Source organism: Pseudomonadota bacterium (assembly GCA_030859565.1).
Lineage (GTDB): Bacteria > Pseudomonadota > Gammaproteobacteria > JACCXJ01 > JACCXJ01 > USCg-Taylor.
Map to the genome: position 1 here is coordinate 1 of JALZJW010000022.1, position 18,661 is coordinate 18,661.

Consider the following 18,661-nt stretch of genomic DNA (forward strand, 5'->3'; position numbering starts at 1 on the left):
TCCGCCTTGGACGAACATGCGACTCCGCTCGATTGCAGCTACCGGTGCAACGCCAACCACTGCCTGGTACAGCGTTGCGCCAAGGCTGAAAATATCGGTCCACGGGCCATGCAGCTCGCCATCGCCGAAGCAAAGCTCGATCGGCGCGAAGTCCGGTGGGAAATGCTTGGTCAACGTGCTAGCGGGGTTGAAGAGAGCGCCGCCGCCCGGGGTGAAGCCCGTTAATACGGGGCTTTCGTCTGGACGGATAATAATGGTTGACGGTTGAATGTAGCGGTGAATATAGCCGTTCGCGTGGATCGCTTCGAGCCCGTCCAGGATCGGTAATACGAAGGCGAGCAGCTCCTTTTCCGCCACGGTTGAGCCATCAAAGAGGTGTTCCGCTTTCTTGCCTTGCTCGTGCGCGAAGACGATATAAGCGCTGTTGTTCGCTTCGAAGGCATTCAACGCTTGGGCGATATTTTGATGCCTGATCCCGGCGAGCTTTCGCGCGTCAGTCCGGAAGCACTCAAGCCCCGCCTTATACTCGGCGCCATGCCCCGCAGCGGCAGGATGAATCACGCCGCGCGTATCGCGTATGGCGATCTTGCACGGCATGTATTCGGTAATAATGACCGGGCGGTCCAGGTTCAGGTCACTGGCTAAATAGGTAAACCAATAGTCCCCCTGGCCGAGGACGCTGTCGATTCGATACCGATGAAGCTTCGACCCCGGTAAGAGCGAATCGGCGTCTGATTTGATCCTTAGATCCGCGATGGTCAGATCATCTTCCACGGCGATTAAACGACCCCTCGATCAATAGTTGTTACCGATTTGCCGGTTAGAATGTCCCTGGGCAATGGCGGGGCCAGGATGAATAGGCGCGAGCACTCCAGGCGTTCGGCCAGCTCGGGCCACCCAACAGGCGTTCTGCGGGCGGAGAGGGCCGAAAAGTCTCAAACCTATTCACAAGTGATTTTTGTGCACGCCGGGGCGTAGGCAAAAGCCCTTTTTCGCCAAGAGGCACGGTAGTGCCGGGCTAGTGAGTTGTCAAACATCCGAGTCCTCGGCCTAGGGTAGTGTCTCGTAAATAACTGGTCGCGTTTGCCCCGTCATTCCGGGCGAAGGTGCGAAGCGCCGGAGACCCGGAATCCACAAAAGACCCTGGATTCCCGCTTTCGCGGGAATGACGAAGGGGGTATCGACAGATTGGTGACTGTATAGGTATTTCAGAGACACTATCCGAGATTGATGTCTTCGACCGGGAAGGCGCCTTCATCGAGCCGGGTGCTGACCGGTCCCGTGCGGTTCGCCGCGACCCATCACCTCATGATGAACCGCAACGTCCAATGACGTGGTACAGTGTTACGCGATGATCTTGGATCTTTTTTTCTTGATCAGATGAGAAACAACGTGTCCAACCAGAGAATTGGATAACAGCTAGACAATGTCTATTCAGGAGAACTTCAATGGCCAAAGGCCAAAAACGCAGTAATCGTGAAGCTAAGAAACCCAAGCAACCGAAAAAGGCTGCCGTTCCAGCGTCGCCTGTGACGAAAAAGCCCGCTGCTCCCGTGCCCGGAAAAAAGAAATAGCGGGCGCGAGCCAAATTCAAGCATCGAGCGAGAGACTAGATATCGCTCCTTGTTGATGATGTGTTCGCCCCGCTGCCCTGGACAGCGATTGCTAGTATGGTAATCTAAATTAATTGCCTGGATCCGTAGGCAGGTTGACTATAGCTTATTTCCGCGGTGGACTTTCCGGTGTATTGAGCAAATCGGTGCGTCATCAAAGCAAATGCTAAAGCGCAAGCTGAGTGCCCGTTTCTGTCTGCTGGTCTACGTCATGATAGGGGCGGGAAACGGGCAGGCACCGGTCCTGTTCATGATCCTAGGTCACGCCCATGAGATCTATGTCCATTACAGCGATGAGGGCATCCGATTAACCTTGCACCACCCAGGACACGCTGACGAGCACGATCCGAAACCGTTCCTTCCCAGCCCACATCAACCCGATGTCCTGGACCAGGTGTTGGCCGCGATCACGGGGCAGGATAATCAAGAAGACCACGTCATCCATACCCACCCACAGGAGCCGCAAGGCCTGGCAGCATTCAAGACGATCGAAATCCCCAAGGCCTTGTCTTTACCCGTAACGACTCACCCATTTCCCGTTGAGCTTGCTTCCGTACACCTTCGGGCGCGGCCGCCGCCTGGGATCAATCCCACGCTTGCCTCCCGCCGCACCACCGTCCTGCTGATTTAGATCCCTCTGAACAACCCGCACGCCTCGTTACGGGCGTGTGCAATCCGTGGGTTTTGGCCTGGCCCACTCTCATCGACTTTCAGAGGCGATTTATGTCTTCCAAAACTTTATCGATCTTGTTGCTGGCGCAGCTCATGGGCGGCGCCGGCGCTTATGCGGATTTGTCGGGGCCGCGCCCCCGGGGGCGGGAGATCCCGGCGCCCCACCCCCCGCTTGGGTCACCGGAAGTCTTGCCTTCCGCTTCTGCTATCAGCGAGCCTACCGGCGAACTCACACTACGCGAGGCGCTCTCCCTTGCGCTCCTTCAGAACCCGGAGATCAAGGCCTTTGCCTTCGAGGTCCGCGCCCGGGAGGCGGCGGTGCTCCAGTCGAGCCTGCTTCCCAACCCTCATCTTGGCGCGATCGTCGAGAACTTCGGCAATAACGCCCTGCAGGGGTTTGACAGCACGACGACCACACTGCAGCTCAGCCAGTTGATCGAACTCGGTGGAAAGCGGGCAGCCCGAACGGAGGCCACGCAACTAGCGCGCGATCTCGCCGGCTGGGACTACGAGAGGGAGCGAATCAAGGTTTTGACGGAGACTCATAACGCCTATGTCGAGGTCCTGAGCGCACAGGGGCGGACCGCACTGAGCAAACAAGTGGTGGATCTCGCGAAAGAGGTCGCAGCCGCCGTGGCCAAACGGGTGACGGCCGGTAAGGTCTCCCCGGTGGAAGAGACCAAGGCCGGGGTCGCGACTGCCTCGGTGCGAATCGAGCTCACCCGTGCCGAGCGGGAGCTCGAGGCGGCCCGTGCACGCCTGGCGGCGACCTGGGGCAGCACTGCCCCGCGCTTCAAGCGCGCCAGAGGGGTGCTCGAGGCCGTCTTCCCTATTCCCTCCCTGGAACAGCTCATGGAGCGTCTCCGCCAGAACCCGGAGCTCGCACGCTGGGCCACGGAGATCGCGGAGCGTCAGGCCGTAATCGCATTAGAAGAGACCCGGGCCATTCCGGACCTCACCGCCAGTTTCGGGGTCCGGCGTTTCCATGAGCCCGGGGATGACGCCCTGGTGGTCGGGATCTCCCTGCCTCTGCCGGTGTTCAACCGCAACCAGGGCGCCGTCCTGGAGGCGCAGCGCCGGCTCACCAAGGCCGAAGAAGAACGCCGCGCCGTGGAAGTGCGAGTGGCCACGGCCTTGAGCAACGCCTATCAGACGCTGGCCGGCGCCCATGCCGAGATCATTGCCTTGGAGGCTCAGGTCCTGCCTGGCGCCCAGAGCGCTTTCGAGGCCGCAAGCAAAGGTTACCGGCTGGGCAAGTTCGGCCTGCTCGATGTCCTGGACGCGCAGCGCACCCTGTTCGGGGCCAAGGCGCAATACCTGCGCGCGCTGACCGATTACCACCAGTCAGTCGCCCAGGTGGAGGGCTTGATCGGCGAACGGCTTGAGGCATTCCGAACCCAAGAGGGGTCACGATGAACTTAAAGAATGGGCTTTCCATCGCCGCGGTAGTCCTGATGGGGATCGTCCTGGGCTTTTTCATCTTGCGCCTGGAACCCGCCACCGTGAGCACCGAGGAGCATGAGGCCCAGAGTGAACAGGAAGAAACCCTTATGGCCAAGGGACCTCACGGCGGCCGGCTGTTGACTCAAGACGGCTTCGAGGTCGAGATCACGATTTACGAACGAGGTGTGCCGCCGCAATTCCGGGTCTATGCCTATGACCAGGGAAAGCCCTTATCCCCCGACCAAGTACAGATGACCATCGAATTGCACCGGCTGGGGGGCGGAATCGATCGCATCCAGTTCCAAAAGGAGGGAGACTATCTGCGCGGGGATCGAGTCATCGATGAGCCACACTCCTTCGATGTGAAGGTCAGCGCGGTGCGCGAAAGCCGCCGCTCTGACTGGGAATACACACAAGTCGAAGGCAGGGTCCAGCTTTCCCATGAAGCGCTGCAAAGCTCGGGCATAGAGATTATGACCGCTGGCCCCGCGCGCATCAAAGCGCTCTTTGAGCTACCCGGGGAGATCAAGCTCGATCAAAATCGCTTAGCCCATGTCGTCCCTCGATTCGCTGGTGTGGTCACTGCCGTCCACAAAAATCTGGGCGATAGGGTAAGGATGGGCGAGGTTATCGCGATCGTCGACAGCCTCGAGCTAGCGGACGCAAAGGGCCAATACATCGAATCGGTGCATCGGCTTGAGCTCGCACAGACCAGTTTCATTCGGGAACAGAGCCTGTGGAGAAACAAGATCTCAGCCGAGCAGGATTACCTTAACAGCCGTCACGCCCTAGAGGAGGCCGAGATTACCAAGCAAATCGCCGCGCAGAAACTGCTGGCGTTAGGACTCTCTCACGCCGACCTCGCCACGCTGTCCATAGAGCCGGAAGGTCCGGTCAGGCTGCATCGGCTGAGGACGCCTTTCCGTGAGCAGACGCTCACACGCTATGAGATCCGCGCACCGCTCGACGGTGTCGTCATCGAGAAGCACCTCGTGCTGGGCGAGGCCATCAAGGAGGACACGGCAATATTTATGATCGCGGATCTCTCGACAGTGTGGGGGGAGTTCAGCGTCTACGCCAAGGATTTAAACGCGGTCCGGCTAGGCCAGGAGGTCACCGTTAAATCCGAAGTCTTGGCGCTCGAGGTCACCGCTACCGTTTCTTACCTCGGCCCGCTAGTGGGCGAAGAGACTCGATCCGCACGCGCCCATGTTCACATCCCGAACCCGGACGGCCGCTGGCGACCCGGTCTCTTCGTGACGGTCGAGGTGGTGGAAGAAGAGATCACCGTGCCGGTAGCCGTCGCGGCCGAGGGGATCCAGACCTACCGTGATTGGCAGGTAGTGTTTGCGCATTACGGCGATCTTTTCGAGGTGCGACCGCTGGAATTGGGGCGCAGTGACGGGCAACGGGTGGAGGTGCTCCAGGGCCTCTCGACCGGGGAACGCTACGCGGCGCGTAACAGCTTTGTGCTCAAGGCCGAGTTGGGCAAATCCGGGGCGACCCACGATCATTGAGAGCTTGTGAAAAAATCTGCTGCGCTCGGGATCTCGCGTTGCATCCTCGGCGCGCCAAGCAGGGCCACTCCCTGGCCCTGGCTTCCCGGCGGTGCTCGGAATCCTCATGTATTTCAATATACGTTCCGGTTCCTGCGCTCCGGCGGAACGCGGCCTCCCTTCGCTCGCGACGATTTTTTTCACAAGCTCTGAGGAGTGAACATGTTTGAACGCCTCCTGAAATTTTCCATTGAACAACGTTGGCTCATTCTTCTTGCCACCCTCGCCACGGCCGTGCTGGGGGTTTACAACTATCAGCGCCTGCCCATCGACGCCGTCCCTGACATCACCAACGTCCAGGTCCAGATCAACACGGAGGCGCCGGGCTACTCCCCCTTGGAGATCGAGCAGCGCATTACCTTCCCCGTCGAAACCGTAATCGCGGGCCTGCCCCGCCTGCAAGAAACCCGCTCGCTCTCCCGCTACGGGCTGTCCCAGGTCACCGTGATCTTCGAGGACGGCACCGACATCTATTTCGCCCGGAGCCTCGTCAACCAGCGTATCCAGGAGGCCCAAGGCCGGCTGCCCCCGGGCGTCGAGCCGGAGATGGGGCCCATCGCCACCGGTCTGGGCGAGATCTTCATGTGGACCATGGAGGCGGAGCCGGAGGCCCGGAAGCCCGACGGCAGCCCTTACACGGCCACGGATCTCAGGACCTTGCAGGATTGGGTGATCCGGCCGCAGATCCGCACCGTGCCCGGGGTCACGGAGGTCAACAGCATCGGCGGCTATGTGAAGCAATACCATGTGACGCCCGATCCGGCGAAGCTCATCGCCTATGGGCTCAGCTTCCAGGATGTGCTCGAGGCACTCGCCCGCAATAACGCCAATGTGGGCGCTGGCTATATCGAGCATCGGGGGGAACAGTATCTCATCCGGGCGCCGGGCCAGGTGGCTGATCTGGATGATATCCGCCACATCATGGTCGGCAACCATCAGGGCGTACCCATTTATATCAAAGACATTGCGGAGGTCCTGCTGGGGGAGGAGCTGCGCACCGGTGCGGCTACCCAAAACGGGGAAGAGACCGTGATCGGCACCGTGTTCATGCTCATGGGAGAAAACAGCCGCACGGTGGCGAGAGCGGCGGCCGACAAGCTGGTCGAGATCAACCGCACCCTACCCGCGGGAGTGGTGGCGAACCCCACCTATGACCGCACTATACTCGTGGATAAGACCATCGCCACGGTGACCACCAACTTGCTGGAAGGGGCGGCACTGGTCATCGCCATCCTGTTCCTGTTCCTGGGCAACCTCCGCGCGGCGCTCATCACGGCGCTCATCATTCCGCTCTCCATGCTTTTCACCATCACCGGGATGGTGGAACAGGGGGTGAGCGCCAATCTGATGAGCCTAGGGGCGCTCGACTTTGGCATCATCGTGGACGGCGCGGTGGTAATCGTGGAAAACTGCGTACGACATCTCGCGGAGGAACAACACCGCCGGCAACGCCCCTTGACCCGTGCCGAGCGCTTCGAGGTGGTCTTCGAGGCTTCAAGAGAGGCGCGCCAGGCGCTGCTCTTCGGGCAGTTAATCATCATGGTGGTCTATATCCCCATCTTTGCGCTCACCGGGGTAGAGGGGAAGATGTTCGTTCCCATGGCCTTTACCGTCGTCACCGCGCTCCTGGGTGCCATGATCCTATCTGTAACCTTTGTCCCGGCGGCTGCAGCACTGTTTCTTACCCGCCCCATGGCGGAAAAGGAAAACTGGCTCATGCGGGTTGCCAAGACGGCCTATGAGCCTCTCTTGACTCTGACCCTGAAATACCGGGCCTTGGTAGTTACGACGAGCGTAGTGATCGTTATATTGAGCGGGCTGCTCGCCACGCGCATGGGCGCCGAATTCGTGCCGAGCCTCGATGAGGGCGATATCGCGCTGCACGCCCTGCGCATTCCCGGAACCAGCCTCTCCCAGGCGATCGGGATGCAAGAAGCCCTGGAGCAGCGGATCAAGGAATTCCCCGAGGTGGAGCGGGTCTTCGCCAAGATGGGCACCGCGGAGATCGCCACCGATCCCATGCCGCCCAGTGTGGCCGACAATTATGTCATGCTCAAGGAGCGCGCCGAATGGCCTGAGCCTTCCCGCCCCATGGCAGATCTGGTGCGGGCGCTCGAAGAGGCGGTGCGAGCGATCCCGGGCAACAATTACGAATTCACCCAGCCGATCAAGATGCGCTTCAATGAGCTCATCGCCGGTGTGCGCGCCGATGTGGCGGTCAAGGTGTTTGGTGATGATCTGGAGGTCTTGCTGGAGGCCGGGGAGGAGATCGCCGAGGTGCTGGAAAAGGTTCCCGGAGCCGCAGATGTGAGGGTAGAACAGATCACGGGCCTGCCGGTCTTGACGCTCCAGATGAACCGGGAGGCCATGGCCCGCTACGGCTTGAACGTCGCCGATGTCCAGGAGGTGGTCGAGATCGCCCTGGGCGGCAAGAAGGCCGGGGAGGTGTTCGAGGGGGACCGGCGGTTCGACCTGGGGGTGCGCCTGCCGGAAGCCTTGCGCGTCGATCTCGAGGCCATCCAACGTCTCCCCGTGCTCCTGCCCACCGCAGGCCCGGCAACGCCGGTCGCCGTGACCGCGCCGCGGCCGAGCTTCGTGCCCCTGGGCACGGTGGCCGAGGTGAACATCGCCCCGGGTCCCAACCAGATCAGCCGCGAAAACGGCAAACGCCGGGTAGTGGTGACGGCCAATGTGCGCGGGCGCGACCTCGGCTCCTTTGTGGCCGAGGCCGAGGCCAGGATCCGGGAGGAGGTGACTATTCCCGCCGGTTATTGGACCGATTGGGGCGGTCAGTTCGAGCAGCTCATATCGGCCGCCCAGCGCCTCCAAATCGTCGTGCCCATCGCGCTGCTCCTCATTTTCCTGTTTCTCTTCGCCACCTTCGGCAATGTCAAGGACGGTCTCCTCGTGTTCACCGGGGTGCCGTTCGCCTTGACCGGCGGGGTGCTCGCCCTTTGGCTTCGGGATATCCCCCTCTCGATCTCGGCCGGGGTCGGGTTCATCGCCCTCTCGGGGGTCGCCGTGCTGAATGGGCTGGTGATGATCACGTTTATCAATAAGCTGCGGCAGGACGGTCTGTCTGTCATCGAGGCCGTTCGACAGGGGGCCTTGCTACGCCTGCGCCCGGTGCTGATGACGGCCCTGGTCGCCTCCCTGGGGTTCCTGCCCATGGCCATCGCTATCGGTACCGGGGCCGAGGTCCAGCGGCCACTGGCCACGGTGGTGATCGGTGGGATCCTCTCCTCGACTGTGCTGACGCTGCTTGTCTTACCGGTCTTGTACCGGCTGGCGCATCGAGAGTAAGGCAGCGATGGGCTTGCGACGCGGCACCAAGCAACCGGGCGTGTTTGCCGCGTTGGGGGCGGCTTTTCTGTTCGGTGCGGGTACACCGCTCGCGAAGCTCCTGCTCGCTACGGTAGATCCGTGGCTGCTCGCGGGCTTGCTCTACCTGGGCTCCGGGCTCGGCCTTGCGCTGTATCGCTCGCTATGCGGTATGCCGGCGGTGCGGCTTTGCGCAGAGGAAACGCTGTGGCTCGCCGGGGCGATAGGCGCGGGTGGTATCGTCGGGCCGGTCTTGCTGATGTTCGGCCTGACCGCAATGCCTGCCTCCGGCGCATCGCTCCTCTTGAATGCGGAAGCGGTGTTCACCGCGCTCTTGGCATGGTTTGCGTTCCGGGAGAACTTCGACCGGCGCATCGCGCTCGGGATGGCCGCGATCGTGGCGGGCGCGGCGATCCTGAGCTGGCCGGGCGAGGCCGGCTTTGCCGGGCTGTGGCCGGCGCTGTTGGTGCTCGGGGCGTGCCTCGCGTGGGGCATCGATAACAACCTCACCCGCAAGGTATCGTTGACCGACGCCGCGTGGATCGCAGAGGTAAAAGGGCTTTGCGCGGGCACGGTCAATCTGGCCTTGGCCTTCTCGCTCGGCGCGACGCCGCCGCGCCTGCCCGCTATCGCCGCGGCGATGGCCGTGGGCTTCCTGGCTTACGGGGTGAGCCTCGCGCTCTTCGTCGTGGGGCTGCGCCACCTCGGCACCGCGCGCACCGGTGCGTACTTTTCGATCGCACCGTTCTTCGGGGCCCTTTCGGCCCTCTGGCTCGGGGAGGCGGTCACGCCCAAGCTCCTCATCGCCGGAGCGCTGATGGCGCTTGGCGTCTGGTTGCACCTGACGGAGCATCACGCGCACCAACATACCCACGAGGCGCTGGAGCACGAGCACGAGCATGTCCACGACGAGCACCACAGGCACGACCATGACGAGTCCGTTCCCCCCGGCACAAAGCACAGCCATCGCCACCGCCACGAACCGCTGAGGCATCTGCACCCGCATGCTCCGGATGCGCACCACAGGCACCGCCACTGATGGGCTGGACTTTGCTGAAAACCGCGCTCCTCTTCATCGCCACCGCGCTTGCGGAGATCCTCGGCTGCTTTCTCCCCTACCTGTGGCTGCGCAGGAACGGCCCGATCTGGCTCTTGCTGCCTGCCGCGGCGAGCCTTGCGCTTTTCGTCTGGCTCTTGACACTGCACCCGGCCGCGAGCGGCCGAGTGTACGCGGCGTACGGCGGCGTGTACGTCGCCACCGCTCTCATCTGGCTGCGCCTGGTCGATGGCGTGAGGCTGTCGGCGTTCGATTTCATCGGTGCGGGCGTCGCGCTCCTCGGGATGGGGATCATCGTCCTCGGGTGGCGTGGCGATGCCTAGCTACGGGTCGTGCGTCGCCTGGCCGAGCTGCGGTATGTCGATTATCAAGGGAACCATGTCAGCGTGAAAAAGCGCATACGTACACGCTTTTTTAGAGTGGAGACGAGAGATACCCATGGGGCATAACCATCCTCACACCCCTGCCGGTAAGAATACACGCCGGCTCACCATCGTCTTCGGGCTGACGACCCTGTACTTAGTTGTTGAGGTTATCGGCGGACTGCTCACGGGCAGTCTCGCGCTCTTGGCCGACGCCGGGCATATGCTGACCGACGTGGCCGGGCTCGGGCTGGCCTTGCTCGCCATCCGGTTCGCCAAGCGCCCGGCGACGCCCGAGCGTACCTATGGCTTTTACCGTGTTGAGATCCTTGCCGCGCTCGCGAATGCGCTCGTGCTGGTCGGCATCTCGTTCTACATCCTCTACGAAGCTTACCAACGATTCCGCGACCCGCCGGAGGTCCAGAGCGGAACGATGTTGCTCGTCGCCTTCGTCGGTCTCATTGTAAATATTATCGGCATTTACCTCTTACGCTCGGCATCGGAGGAGAGCCTGAACATGAAGGGGGCATACTTTGAAGTGCTCTCCGACATGCTCACCTCGATCGGCGTCATCATCGCTGGCGTCATAATGTTGACTACGGGCTGGTATTACGCCGACCCGCTGATCTCGGCCGGCATCGGCCTCTTTATCCTGCCGCGCACGTGGATGCTGCTGCGTGACGCGGTAGGCGTGCTGCTTGAAGGCACGCCATCCGATATCAACCTTGCGGCGTTGCGCGAGGCCATTAGCGGCGTTGCTGGGGTCGCCAGTGTCCATGACTTGCACGTATGGTCTCTGACTTCCGGAGTAAATGCGATGAGCGCGCACGCGGTCCTTGCCGACCGGGCGTCCCACGATGAGGTGCTAGCCGCCGTGCAACAGCGCGTCACCACAGACTTTAAGATCGCACACGCCACCGTGCAGGTTGAGCGGAAGGAGTGCGCCGCACACGAGGTCCATTTATGAAACGCGTCGAGAAACTAGGGTTCTTCCTGAAAGTATTAGTGCACTGGTGACACGGGAAGCGCCGGATAGCTCAACAGTAGGACTTGTACTCTCCCTTCTATCTCTCGTTAGGCCACACACACGAGTCTTGAGCTTACGGACAATGCGTGCATTCGGTTGTCCGCTCAATACCCATGACCACTGCTCAGTATCCCACCCAGGCTTTGAGGTACGCCTGGATTTCTCGTAGCTTCCTGGCTATCGCCGCATAGTCTGTGGGCATCGTCTTCAGCTTCTCAAGCTTTGGTACGTCACGGGGCGTCTCGACTCCTGGATGAAGCGGGATTTGGGCACAGTCCGCAAAGGCCAATTTCCGTTCGGTCTCGCGCGACAAGAGATAATCGATTAACCTTTTCGCCGCCTGAGGGTGAGAAGCACCCTTGAGCAACAGGGCGGCGTTAGGCAGTATCAGGCAACCGAGTTGCCCCGGCGCTTGATCCGGACAGATCATTTCAACGGGCTTGCCTTGTCGCATGCGGTTCACGGCATCGTCGCTATCGACCAGGCCAAAATCTACCTCGCCCTTGGCCACCAGATCGGCGCTCTCACCGTTGCTTGTCGAGATCTTGGTGGCGTTTCCCTTGAGGTCATTCATAAACTTGCGCGCACGTTCGTCTCCCCACGCAATAAAAAGCGCAGCCACCTGGGCAGTAGTGGTGCCAAAGAGAGGATTCGCGATGACCGCCCTGCCTTTCCACCGGGGATCGGTATAGGCGAGGATGGAGTCAGGTTTTTCCGCTAGTCGCTTATGGACGATCAGCACTCTGGCGCGGGCCGAAAACCCAGTCCAATAACCGTCGGGATCCTTGAACGCCGCGGAGATCTCCTTCGCATTGGGTGAAAAGTAGGGTACCGCTATTCCTTGCTGCTTCAAAACCTCGGCCCGGATGGGTTCATTCGCCCAGTAGACGTCGGCCTGCGGATTGTTCTTCTCGGCGATGAGGCGATTCATGACCCCGGTGCTCTTCGTCTCCTCGGTATCGTAGACCGCCTTGACCTCGGTACCCGTTTCTCGCTCAAAGTCCTTGAGGATGGGTTCGGAAAACACCTGGTCTTCGCTGACATACACGACGACGGTGGCACCCCTTGCAGGATGAGCGGACAGTGCTGTAATGCCCAGAAGGATTCCGCCGATCATGCGGACTAACGCTCTCATGATGATGCTCCTAGCCCCCGTCGCTTCAGGGTGAGATGAAAATCTTGACGCCGATAAGTAAGGTCAGATCGGGTTCGTCGAAGATCGATCGCCCTATCGACGCGATGAGTTCTCTCTCCGGGTCCCAACGGTACCGGCCTCCGAGGTTAAAACCGAGGTTGAATGTATCCTCCGCTGACTGCGGCGTGGTGCCAAAAAGCTCAGCGCCGAGCTTGAGTTTTTCGTTTAGCCTACGCTCAAGAGCGACGCCCAGAAACCAGTAACTTTTGCCTTCCTCACCGGCGTGCCACTTGTAGCGGAGATCGCCGTAGAACCAGTTGTCACCCCATCGCCTCTGGTACAGCAGAGGCAGCTGCAAGGTCACGCGGCCTGTGCCCAAGCCGTGCCGCTCGCTGCCGGTCGGTAGCGTGATTTGCGGATTGATACCGAGGTAACCCTGAGTTTCGTCGGTCCCGAAGCGTCGCTTATACTCCATGAGCACATCCCCCACCCCGAACTGGCGCGTGCCGTCCCTGCCCTCGGCGTAAGGGATCGGGAGCTCCACGCTGAGCTGAGTGTATCTGTCATAGCCGTAGTTGACATCGATGGTCACAAGCTCTCCAGAAACGCGGCCATCGCCGTTCCGCTTGAGCGTGGCGGGTAGGATCAATTCCCATTGGCCGATCTCGGGTGGGTCGGGATCGTTCGTGATAAAGGGCGGTCCAGCCAGAGATGGCGCTACCCAGCCACCGCCTATTAAACACACCCATCCTGCCAGCCATTTCCACGATCGCTCCAGGTCGACCATCCAACGACTCAGTAACGAATCGCAGGCGACACCCTGAGATCATCGAAGGACGAGGCGGCATCGGCCTTGGTCCAAAAGCCTACACCGCCAGCCACCTTGAAGGTCTCGTCCTTGGCTTCGAGGGTTTTCTTACCGTTCAAGTAGCCCTCGATCCTCGCGCCATGCTGCGTGACTTTGATAGTGAACCACTCACTCGCTTTGATCGCGATGCTACGGGCACTGGCGATCTGCGTACGCTCACCGTCCTTCACGTAGTAGAACCGAAAGTTGCTTTCGAGGGGGTTGTAGCGGGCCACATAGTAGTTCTTCGCGTCTCTCACTCGCCAGATCAGGCCGCCGCCCTGGTCTTCCTTGCCGGTATTGGCCCGGACCTTGACCTCGATCTCACCGTCCTCGAAGGCGATATCTTGCGTCCAGTACAGATTGAACACAGATCCCGACGTATCATGAACTGTCGCCAGGGTCAGGACGTGCGGACGGCTGGGGGCATTACTATCAGGTTCGACGCGCCACTCGGCGAGTCTGCCTCCTGGATTTGTGGCGTCGATCGTCCAGCCTGTCGGTAACTGTCCTTGCGCTACATCGTCGAAGTTCACGGTCAATGCCTCTGCGGCAAACACTTCCACCGCCTGGAAAGCACCGATAACAAGCCATACCGAAGCGACGATAAATCTGAGCCACTGATGAGTTGACATGTATTTCTTCCTCATAGGCTTCACAATAGAGGTCATGGAGTCTTCCTTTGAGTATCGAGCGCAGACTTGAGCGCCTTCGAGAGCTCAGTCGTCGAGCCTATCCCCCAGTAATGCAGGAAGGCCACCTTGGGCGACTCCATTTTCATGTGGCTATGAATGGCCACGATGTTAATGCCAGCAGATCGCAGTGCCTTGAGTACCGCTTGTAGCTCGTCCTCGTACATCGCGAAGTCGCCATCGACGACGGCCTGTGCGTCGCTGCCGACAAAGGCCGCCCAGGTGTTGACCCCCATCGTGTTTCCGATGGCGTGCTCGCCCATCTTGGTGGTCCGACCCCAGGTGAGCTTGTAAACGCCATCCGTCATCTCACCTTGCACGCCGAGTATGCCCTCGATCTTCTTCGGGTCGAGCGAGGTCTTCGCCGTGTCAATCTCGGTGTGCGGCGCCTGAGCCTTTGCCTCGCTCGTTTCCTTGATCGTGGTGAAGACCTTGCCGACCGCCGTGGCGAGCGTGTCCTGATCCCCACGGCCGCCGATGTGCATGAACATCACCTTCGGGGTGTCCCAAAGGAAATGGTTGTGGAGTGCCGTCACCTCCAACCCACTATCGAGTGCCACACTCATGACGGGATTCACCTGCTCTTCGAGCAAGACCATATCGCCCATGACCAGCGTCTTCTCGCCGTCTTTGGTGAAGGCGGCCCAAGACGTCAGTCCCATCGGCGGGGTCATGCGCACACCCGCCACAGTGACTTTGAGATCCGAGCGCGGCACGGCGACCTTGAAGACGCCTTCCTTGTCGTTGAGCTTGCCTTTGACGCCGGTCAGTTGTTCGATTGTGGCTGCGTCGATTGTCTGGGTCGCTGCCCAAGCGAGAGAGGCACTCACCGAAGAACTGATCAGCACCAACGTTAACATTGCGACTTTGCTAGCGAGATAGCGTGTATTCATACATATCACCTCCATCAAATGCGGTCTGCCTTCACTTCTTCTCGACAATAGGCATAGAGAGCGTCGTAGACGATGAACTCTTTGGCCAAGACCTCGTGGTCGTCTTTTAAGTCCAGATGACGAAAGCCCTCGGCGATGGCCTCGAGTCCTGCCGCCTCCGGCTGGCCGTAGAGATCCTCGGCCACATCCGCGCCGTGTACGATCTTGGACAAAAGCAGGATCGCTGGATCTGCGATGCAATACTTCGAGACGATGGCTTCGAAGCTACATTTACCTTCGTGGTGGCCTAGCTCGACATTCGGTACGTCGTACGGAATGGCCCCTTCGCGCTCTGCGACAGCGAGTACCCGATCAGCGGGCACGAATAGAAACTCCGCTTCGGCGTCGATGAATTTCTTGATGAGCCAGGGACAGGCCACTCGATCGACCTTGACCCGCTCGCGCGTGATCCACTTCATCGCTCGTCACCTCTTGGAAGAGCGTCTGGTGTGGTACAAGGAATCGCCTCGGTCGCGCCCCAGGCCGCATACGTGAGAGCGGCTATCACGCCGACGCCGAAGGCCACGTAAAACGGCAACTGCGCGTCGATCGTCCAAAGCCACCCGCCTACGAGGGAGGCCGGGAAGACCGCGAGCCCGCGGACCAGGTAATACATACCCACCGCACGACCCCGCGCCGAGGCATGCGCCAGATCCACGATTAAGGCTTTGCGTGCTGGTTCGCCCACTTCCCTCAGTCCCGCGATCACAAACGCCACGGCGACCCACGCGAGGTTCGTTGCATGGGCAAGCACCAGAGGAAACAAGGCAAAGAACACAAACGTCAGTAATACGAAAGGCTTTCGGTTCAACCGATCGGCCAGTTTGGCGATGGGGATGTAGACTAGGATGGCGGTCAGCATTTGCACGCCGGTGAGCCAGCCGAAGTCGAAGGCTCCGAGCTGCAAGACGTTCATCACATAGAGCACGATGAAGACCTTGGGGATCCCCTCGGCCCAACGTGCGAGGCAATCGGCGAGCAGCAAACGCTTGAGGCTCGGATGCACGCGACGCCAGATGTCACGAAAGTCTGCACCGTCGGGACCCGCAGGGCCCTTTTTGTCATAGTAGCGGAGCACGATACCCGTCGCGACCAGCGCCAAGACGATGGTGATGGCGAGGCCGATCTGCATCCCGCCAACAAACCCTGCAGCCGCAATCAAAGCGCCCCCCAGCGGTGGAGCAAGAATAATGGGCACCCGTTTCAAGATCGACTGCACCCCAAACCCGATGGCGCGCTGGGTCCCGGGGAGGTTGTCGCCGATGATGGCGAAGACCGCGGGAAGGGTGAGACTACTCCAGGCCATGACGAAGAGCGTCCCCAGTAGGACCCATTCCCAACGGGGTGCGACGAAGTACACGCCGTAGCCGACGATGGCGAGCACGGTAAAGAGAACGAGTGCCAGGCGCCGTCCAAGACGGTCGGCCAGCCAGCCGCCCGGGTATTGATAGACGGCGTCGAGGAAATCCTTGAGCACGCCGTAGGCACCGATGCTCCAGGCCCCGGCCCCGAGGACCTCCAAATACTTCGGCACGAACCGCACCCACAGTTCTTCCCCCATGCCGAGGAGCAAGGTCGCCGTCAGCATGACCACGATATTCCGCCGGAGCCCGAGCGAGTCTTTCAAACGGCTGAGGATCATGGAGGAGAGGGTCGCCTACGCATTGTGTATTCGTTGGCAGGGTCTGCCAGTGGATGAAGCCGTTGTTGGAAGTGCGCACGGATCTCGGAAACATCCCCGATCCGTTCGACGCGTCCGTCCTTCATGACCACAATCCGGGTAGCGATGTCGAAGGCTTCTTCCAGGTTATGCGTCACATAGATCAGGGTGAATCCTAACTCGCGTTGGAGTTGAAGGAGTTCCTGTCGCAACTGGAAGTTCAACTCAAAATCGAGACTGGATAAGGGTTCGTCCATGAGTAAGAGCTTGGGACTCAGTACCAGGGCGCGGGCGAGTGCAGTGCGTTGCTGCTGCCCGCCCGAGAGATCTCCTGGCCGAGCCTCGGCGTAGTCCTGCAGTTGCATCAGATCAAGCGTCTCAGCGATGCGCCTCCGCCGCTCAGCCGCCGGAACTCCCTGGGCCTTCAGCCCGAACTCGAGGTTCCCGCTGACTGTCAAATGCGGCCAGAGTGCCAGGTCCTGAAAGACCATCCCAAGCCCGCGTTCCTGAGGTTCTCTAAGGTTCTTGCCATCGACCGCCACGATCTCGTCGTCGATGTCGATCTGTCCGCGATCGGGCGCAACCAGCCCGGCAAGCAGGAGCAGCACTGTGGTCTTACCGCAACCCGACGGCCCGAGCAGCACCAGGCGTTCGCCAAGCTGCACTTGTAATGTGAACTCCCTGACCGCCATCCGCTCGCGATAGTGTTTGGTAACGTCTTGAAACCTCACCGCCATCACAACGCTAGCCTCCACCTTTTCATGATCAGACCGAGTGCTGCGAGTGGCAGGAAGGTCGCGATCATCATGAGAACGCAGAGGGCCGCAATTAGTCCCTCCGGGCTATTGGCCATGAGGGTGAAGATGCGAACCGGGAGCGTATCGTGGCCCGGGGGATAGACCAGCATTGCAATGCCCGTATCACGCAGACAAAAGAGGTACGCGATAAGCCACGCCGCTAGAAGCCCAGGTCGTGCCAACGGGATCGTGATCATCGATAGCCTGCGGAACCAACCCGCGCCGGTGACCGCCGCCGCCTCGTCCATGGACCGAGGGATCTGGGCGAGGGTGGCGGCCGTAGTGCGGCTCGTGAGCGCCAGATACTGGGCGAGGTAACCGATGAGGATCATCGCTGGCGTCCCGTAGATCCAGTCGGTCGCCGGTCGGTTCCATAAGCTGATGAGGCCCATGCCGATCACGGGAGCAGGCAGCACCAATAACAAGAGGGTAAGGAAGTCCACCCCGCGCCAAGCGCGGAGCGCTCGGGTGTGCACGAGGTAACCACAAAAAAATCCGAGCACCGCCAAGAGGGTTGCACCTATCGCCGCATAGAGCAGGCTACGGACTAGACTGTCTCCCGCGCGGCCCAGGGCATCGACATAGTCGGTGGGAGAGGTTTGCAGCACGAGCCCGCCGACCGGCACGATCACGAGAACCAGGCAGATCAACCCAACCGTCAAGCACCACCCGACGCGGGCGGCGCCCAGGCGGATCACCGACCCTTCGGCGCTTCCCATGAAGCCCCGCATGGATGGGCGAGGCGCGCGGGCGATTCGCCATTCTATGACCAGTAATGCCACCGTGAGGAGTGCGAGCGGCACGGCCGCCGCCGTGGCTGCGCCAAAGTCATAGAAGGCGGAGAACTGAGTCAGGATTTCCACGGGGAAGACGGCATAGCGCAGGGTCATCGGCACGCTAAACTCACCCACAGTGAGAAGAAAGATGAGCAGCGCAGCCCAGGCGAGTCCTGGGCGGATTAAGGGGAGCGTGATCCCAAAGAGCACCCGCGGCCGGCGAGCGATCAACCGTCCCGCCTCTTCAAGGCGGGGATCGACGGTTTTCAGATAAGCGATCGTCAGCAGCATCGCAATCGGCATGAAGACCGTGGTCAGCACCAACACGCAGCCGGGCAGGCCGAATAACCAGGCGGAACTCATCGCAGCGAGGCCCCCATCGGCCATCTCCGATAGCCACCCCTCCCGCCCCAAGACAGCCGACCATGCGACGGCGAGGAGGTAGGGCGGTAACAACAATGGCAGAGTGAAGAGGACGACGAAAAGATGCCTGAGCGGCAGATCGGTCTTCCCGAACAAGACGCCGAGCGGTACACCGAGTACTGTTCCACAGAGCGCCGTCAGGGACGACAGCATGAGGCTCTGCGCGAGGAGAGCCCAGGCCCGGTGCGAGGATAAGAGTTCCTGGTAATGCACGAGGCTCAGCTTGTCGTCGATCGTCATGCTGGCCACGAACATCGCCAAGAGCGGCGCCGCGCCAATGACGAGCAGGAGGGCGACCGTGGCCGAGAGCGTGATCCGTGGGGCATTCAATACCAGGGCCATCATAAA

16 protein-coding genes are annotated in these 18,661 nt (G+C 60.7%); 7 read left to right on the forward strand and 9 right to left on the reverse strand.

The window, feature by feature from the left end:
• Nucleotides 1-774, reverse strand: a 774-nt coding sequence (locus tag M3436_05085; GenBank protein MDQ3563524.1) for a hypothetical protein, incomplete at its 3' end; no start/stop codon positions are given.
• A gap of 1,002 nt (nucleotides 775-1,776) precedes the next feature.
• Here M3436_05085 and M3436_05090 point away from each other — a divergent pair.
• The 7 genes from M3436_05090 to M3436_05120 all read left to right on the forward strand — a co-directional run bounded on the left by M3436_05090 (nucleotide 1,777) and on the right by M3436_05120 (nucleotide 10,991).
• Complete coding sequence (locus tag M3436_05090) at nucleotides 1,777-2,244, forward strand: hypothetical protein (GenBank protein ID MDQ3563525.1); 468 nt, start codon at nucleotides 1,777-1,779, stop codon at nucleotides 2,242-2,244.
• A gap of 92 nt (nucleotides 2,245-2,336) precedes the next feature.
• A complete protein-coding gene (locus M3436_05095) occupies nucleotides 2,337-3,701 on the forward strand; it encodes a TolC family protein (protein MDQ3563526.1) in 1,365 nt (454 codons plus the stop codon).
• Nucleotides 3,698-5,245, forward strand: coding sequence for an efflux RND transporter periplasmic adaptor subunit (locus M3436_05100; protein MDQ3563527.1), 1,548 nt, complete (start codon nucleotides 3,698-3,700; stop codon nucleotides 5,243-5,245). The genes M3436_05095 and M3436_05100 overlap by 4 nt, the downstream gene beginning before the upstream one ends.
• A gap of 201 nt (nucleotides 5,246-5,446) precedes the next feature.
• On the forward strand, nucleotides 5,447-8,587 hold the full coding sequence (locus tag M3436_05105) for a CusA/CzcA family heavy metal efflux RND transporter (GenBank protein MDQ3563528.1): 3,141 nt from the start codon (nucleotides 5,447-5,449) through the stop codon (nucleotides 8,585-8,587).
• A 7-nt stretch (nucleotides 8,588-8,594) separates the two neighbouring features.
• The gene (locus M3436_05110; GenBank protein ID MDQ3563529.1) at nucleotides 8,595-9,644 is read left to right on the forward strand and encodes a DMT family transporter; all 1,050 of its coding nucleotides are present in this window, start codon (nucleotides 8,595-8,597) and stop codon (nucleotides 9,642-9,644) included.
• An 11-nt stretch (nucleotides 9,645-9,655) separates the two neighbouring features.
• Nucleotides 9,656-9,985, forward strand: a complete 330-nt coding sequence (locus tag M3436_05115) for a YnfA family protein (protein ID MDQ3563530.1) — start codon at nucleotides 9,656-9,658, stop codon at nucleotides 9,983-9,985.
• 115 nt (nucleotides 9,986-10,100) lie between these two features.
• Nucleotides 10,101-10,991, forward strand: coding sequence for a cation diffusion facilitator family transporter (locus tag M3436_05120; GenBank protein ID MDQ3563531.1), 891 nt, complete (start codon nucleotides 10,101-10,103; stop codon nucleotides 10,989-10,991).
• 184 nt (nucleotides 10,992-11,175) lie between these two features.
• On the opposite strand, the gene M3436_05125 is transcribed toward M3436_05120, so the two are convergent.
• Genes M3436_05125 through M3436_05160 form a run of 8 tightly spaced genes read right to left on the reverse strand, consistent with a single transcriptional unit; the run spans nucleotide 11,176 to nucleotide 18,658 of the window.
• A complete protein-coding gene (locus M3436_05125; GenBank protein MDQ3563532.1) occupies nucleotides 11,176-12,186 on the reverse strand; it encodes an extracellular solute-binding protein in 1,011 nt (336 codons plus the stop codon).
• Between the two features lie 25 nt (nucleotides 12,187-12,211).
• Nucleotides 12,212-12,973, reverse strand: a complete 762-nt coding sequence (locus M3436_05130) for a transporter (protein MDQ3563533.1) — start codon at nucleotides 12,971-12,973, stop codon at nucleotides 12,212-12,214.
• Nucleotides 12,974-12,981: 8 nt separating this feature from the next.
• On the reverse strand, nucleotides 12,982-13,668 hold the full coding sequence (locus M3436_05135; GenBank protein ID MDQ3563534.1) for a DUF1080 domain-containing protein: 687 nt from the start codon (nucleotides 13,666-13,668) through the stop codon (nucleotides 12,982-12,984).
• A 32-nt stretch (nucleotides 13,669-13,700) separates the two neighbouring features.
• A complete protein-coding gene (locus tag M3436_05140) occupies nucleotides 13,701-14,585 on the reverse strand; it encodes a DUF1259 domain-containing protein (protein ID MDQ3563535.1) in 885 nt (294 codons plus the stop codon).
• Nucleotides 14,586-14,632: 47 nt separating this feature from the next.
• Entirely contained in the window at nucleotides 14,633-15,076 is a 444-nt protein-coding gene (locus M3436_05145; protein ID MDQ3563536.1) for a chromate resistance protein, read from the reverse strand.
• Nucleotides 15,073-16,299 (reverse strand): MFS transporter, encoded by a 1,227-nt coding sequence (locus M3436_05150; GenBank protein MDQ3563537.1) that lies wholly within the window; start codon nucleotides 16,297-16,299, stop codon nucleotides 15,073-15,075. The genes M3436_05145 and M3436_05150 overlap by 4 nt, the downstream gene beginning before the upstream one ends.
• Nucleotides 16,296-17,072 carry an ABC transporter ATP-binding protein gene (locus tag M3436_05155; protein MDQ3563538.1) on the reverse strand — a complete coding sequence of 259 codons (777 nt, stop codon included), beginning with the start codon at nucleotides 17,070-17,072 and terminating at the stop codon, nucleotides 16,296-16,298. The genes M3436_05150 and M3436_05155 overlap by 4 nt, the downstream gene beginning before the upstream one ends.
• Entirely contained in the window at nucleotides 17,054-18,658 is a 1,605-nt protein-coding gene (locus tag M3436_05160) for an iron ABC transporter permease (protein MDQ3563539.1), read from the reverse strand. The genes M3436_05155 and M3436_05160 overlap by 19 nt, the downstream gene beginning before the upstream one ends.
• Nucleotides 18,659-18,661 lie beyond the last annotated feature (3 nt).

What these genes read in the sequence shown, in the direction of transcription:
- M3436_05140 (MDQ3563535.1), bottom strand. Translation starts at nt 14,585, where the DNA reads ATGTTAACGTTGGTGCTGATCAGTTCTTCGGTGAGTGCCTCTCTCGCT.
- M3436_05100 (MDQ3563527.1), top strand. Translation starts at nt 3,698, where the DNA reads ATGAACTTAAAGAATGGGCTTTCCATCGCCGCGGTAGTCCTGATGGGG.
- M3436_05105 (MDQ3563528.1), top strand. Translation starts at nt 5,447, where the DNA reads ATGTTTGAACGCCTCCTGAAATTTTCCATTGAACAACGTTGGCTCATT.
- M3436_05135 (MDQ3563534.1), bottom strand. Translation starts at nt 13,668, where the DNA reads ATGTCAACTCATCAGTGGCTCAGATTTATCGTCGCTTCGGTATGGCTT.
- M3436_05120 (MDQ3563531.1), top strand. Translation starts at nt 10,101, where the DNA reads ATGGGGCATAACCATCCTCACACCCCTGCCGGTAAGAATACACGCCGG.
- M3436_05130 (MDQ3563533.1), bottom strand. Translation starts at nt 12,973, where the DNA reads ATGGTCGACCTGGAGCGATCGTGGAAATGGCTGGCAGGATGGGTGTGT.
- M3436_05145 (MDQ3563536.1), bottom strand. Translation starts at nt 15,076, where the DNA reads ATGAAGTGGATCACGCGCGAGCGGGTCAAGGTCGATCGAGTGGCCTGT.
- M3436_05090 (MDQ3563525.1), top strand. Translation starts at nt 1,777, where the DNA reads ATGCTAAAGCGCAAGCTGAGTGCCCGTTTCTGTCTGCTGGTCTACGTC.
- M3436_05150 (MDQ3563537.1), bottom strand. Translation starts at nt 16,299, where the DNA reads ATGATCCTCAGCCGTTTGAAAGACTCGCTCGGGCTCCGGCGGAATATC.
- M3436_05095 (MDQ3563526.1), top strand. Translation starts at nt 2,337, where the DNA reads ATGTCTTCCAAAACTTTATCGATCTTGTTGCTGGCGCAGCTCATGGGC.
- M3436_05125 (MDQ3563532.1), bottom strand. Translation starts at nt 12,186, where the DNA reads ATGAGAGCGTTAGTCCGCATGATCGGCGGAATCCTTCTGGGCATTACA.
- M3436_05160 (MDQ3563539.1), bottom strand. Translation starts at nt 18,658, where the DNA reads ATGATGGCCCTGGTATTGAATGCCCCACGGATCACGCTCTCGGCCACG.
- M3436_05110 (MDQ3563529.1), top strand. Translation starts at nt 8,595, where the DNA reads ATGGGCTTGCGACGCGGCACCAAGCAACCGGGCGTGTTTGCCGCGTTG.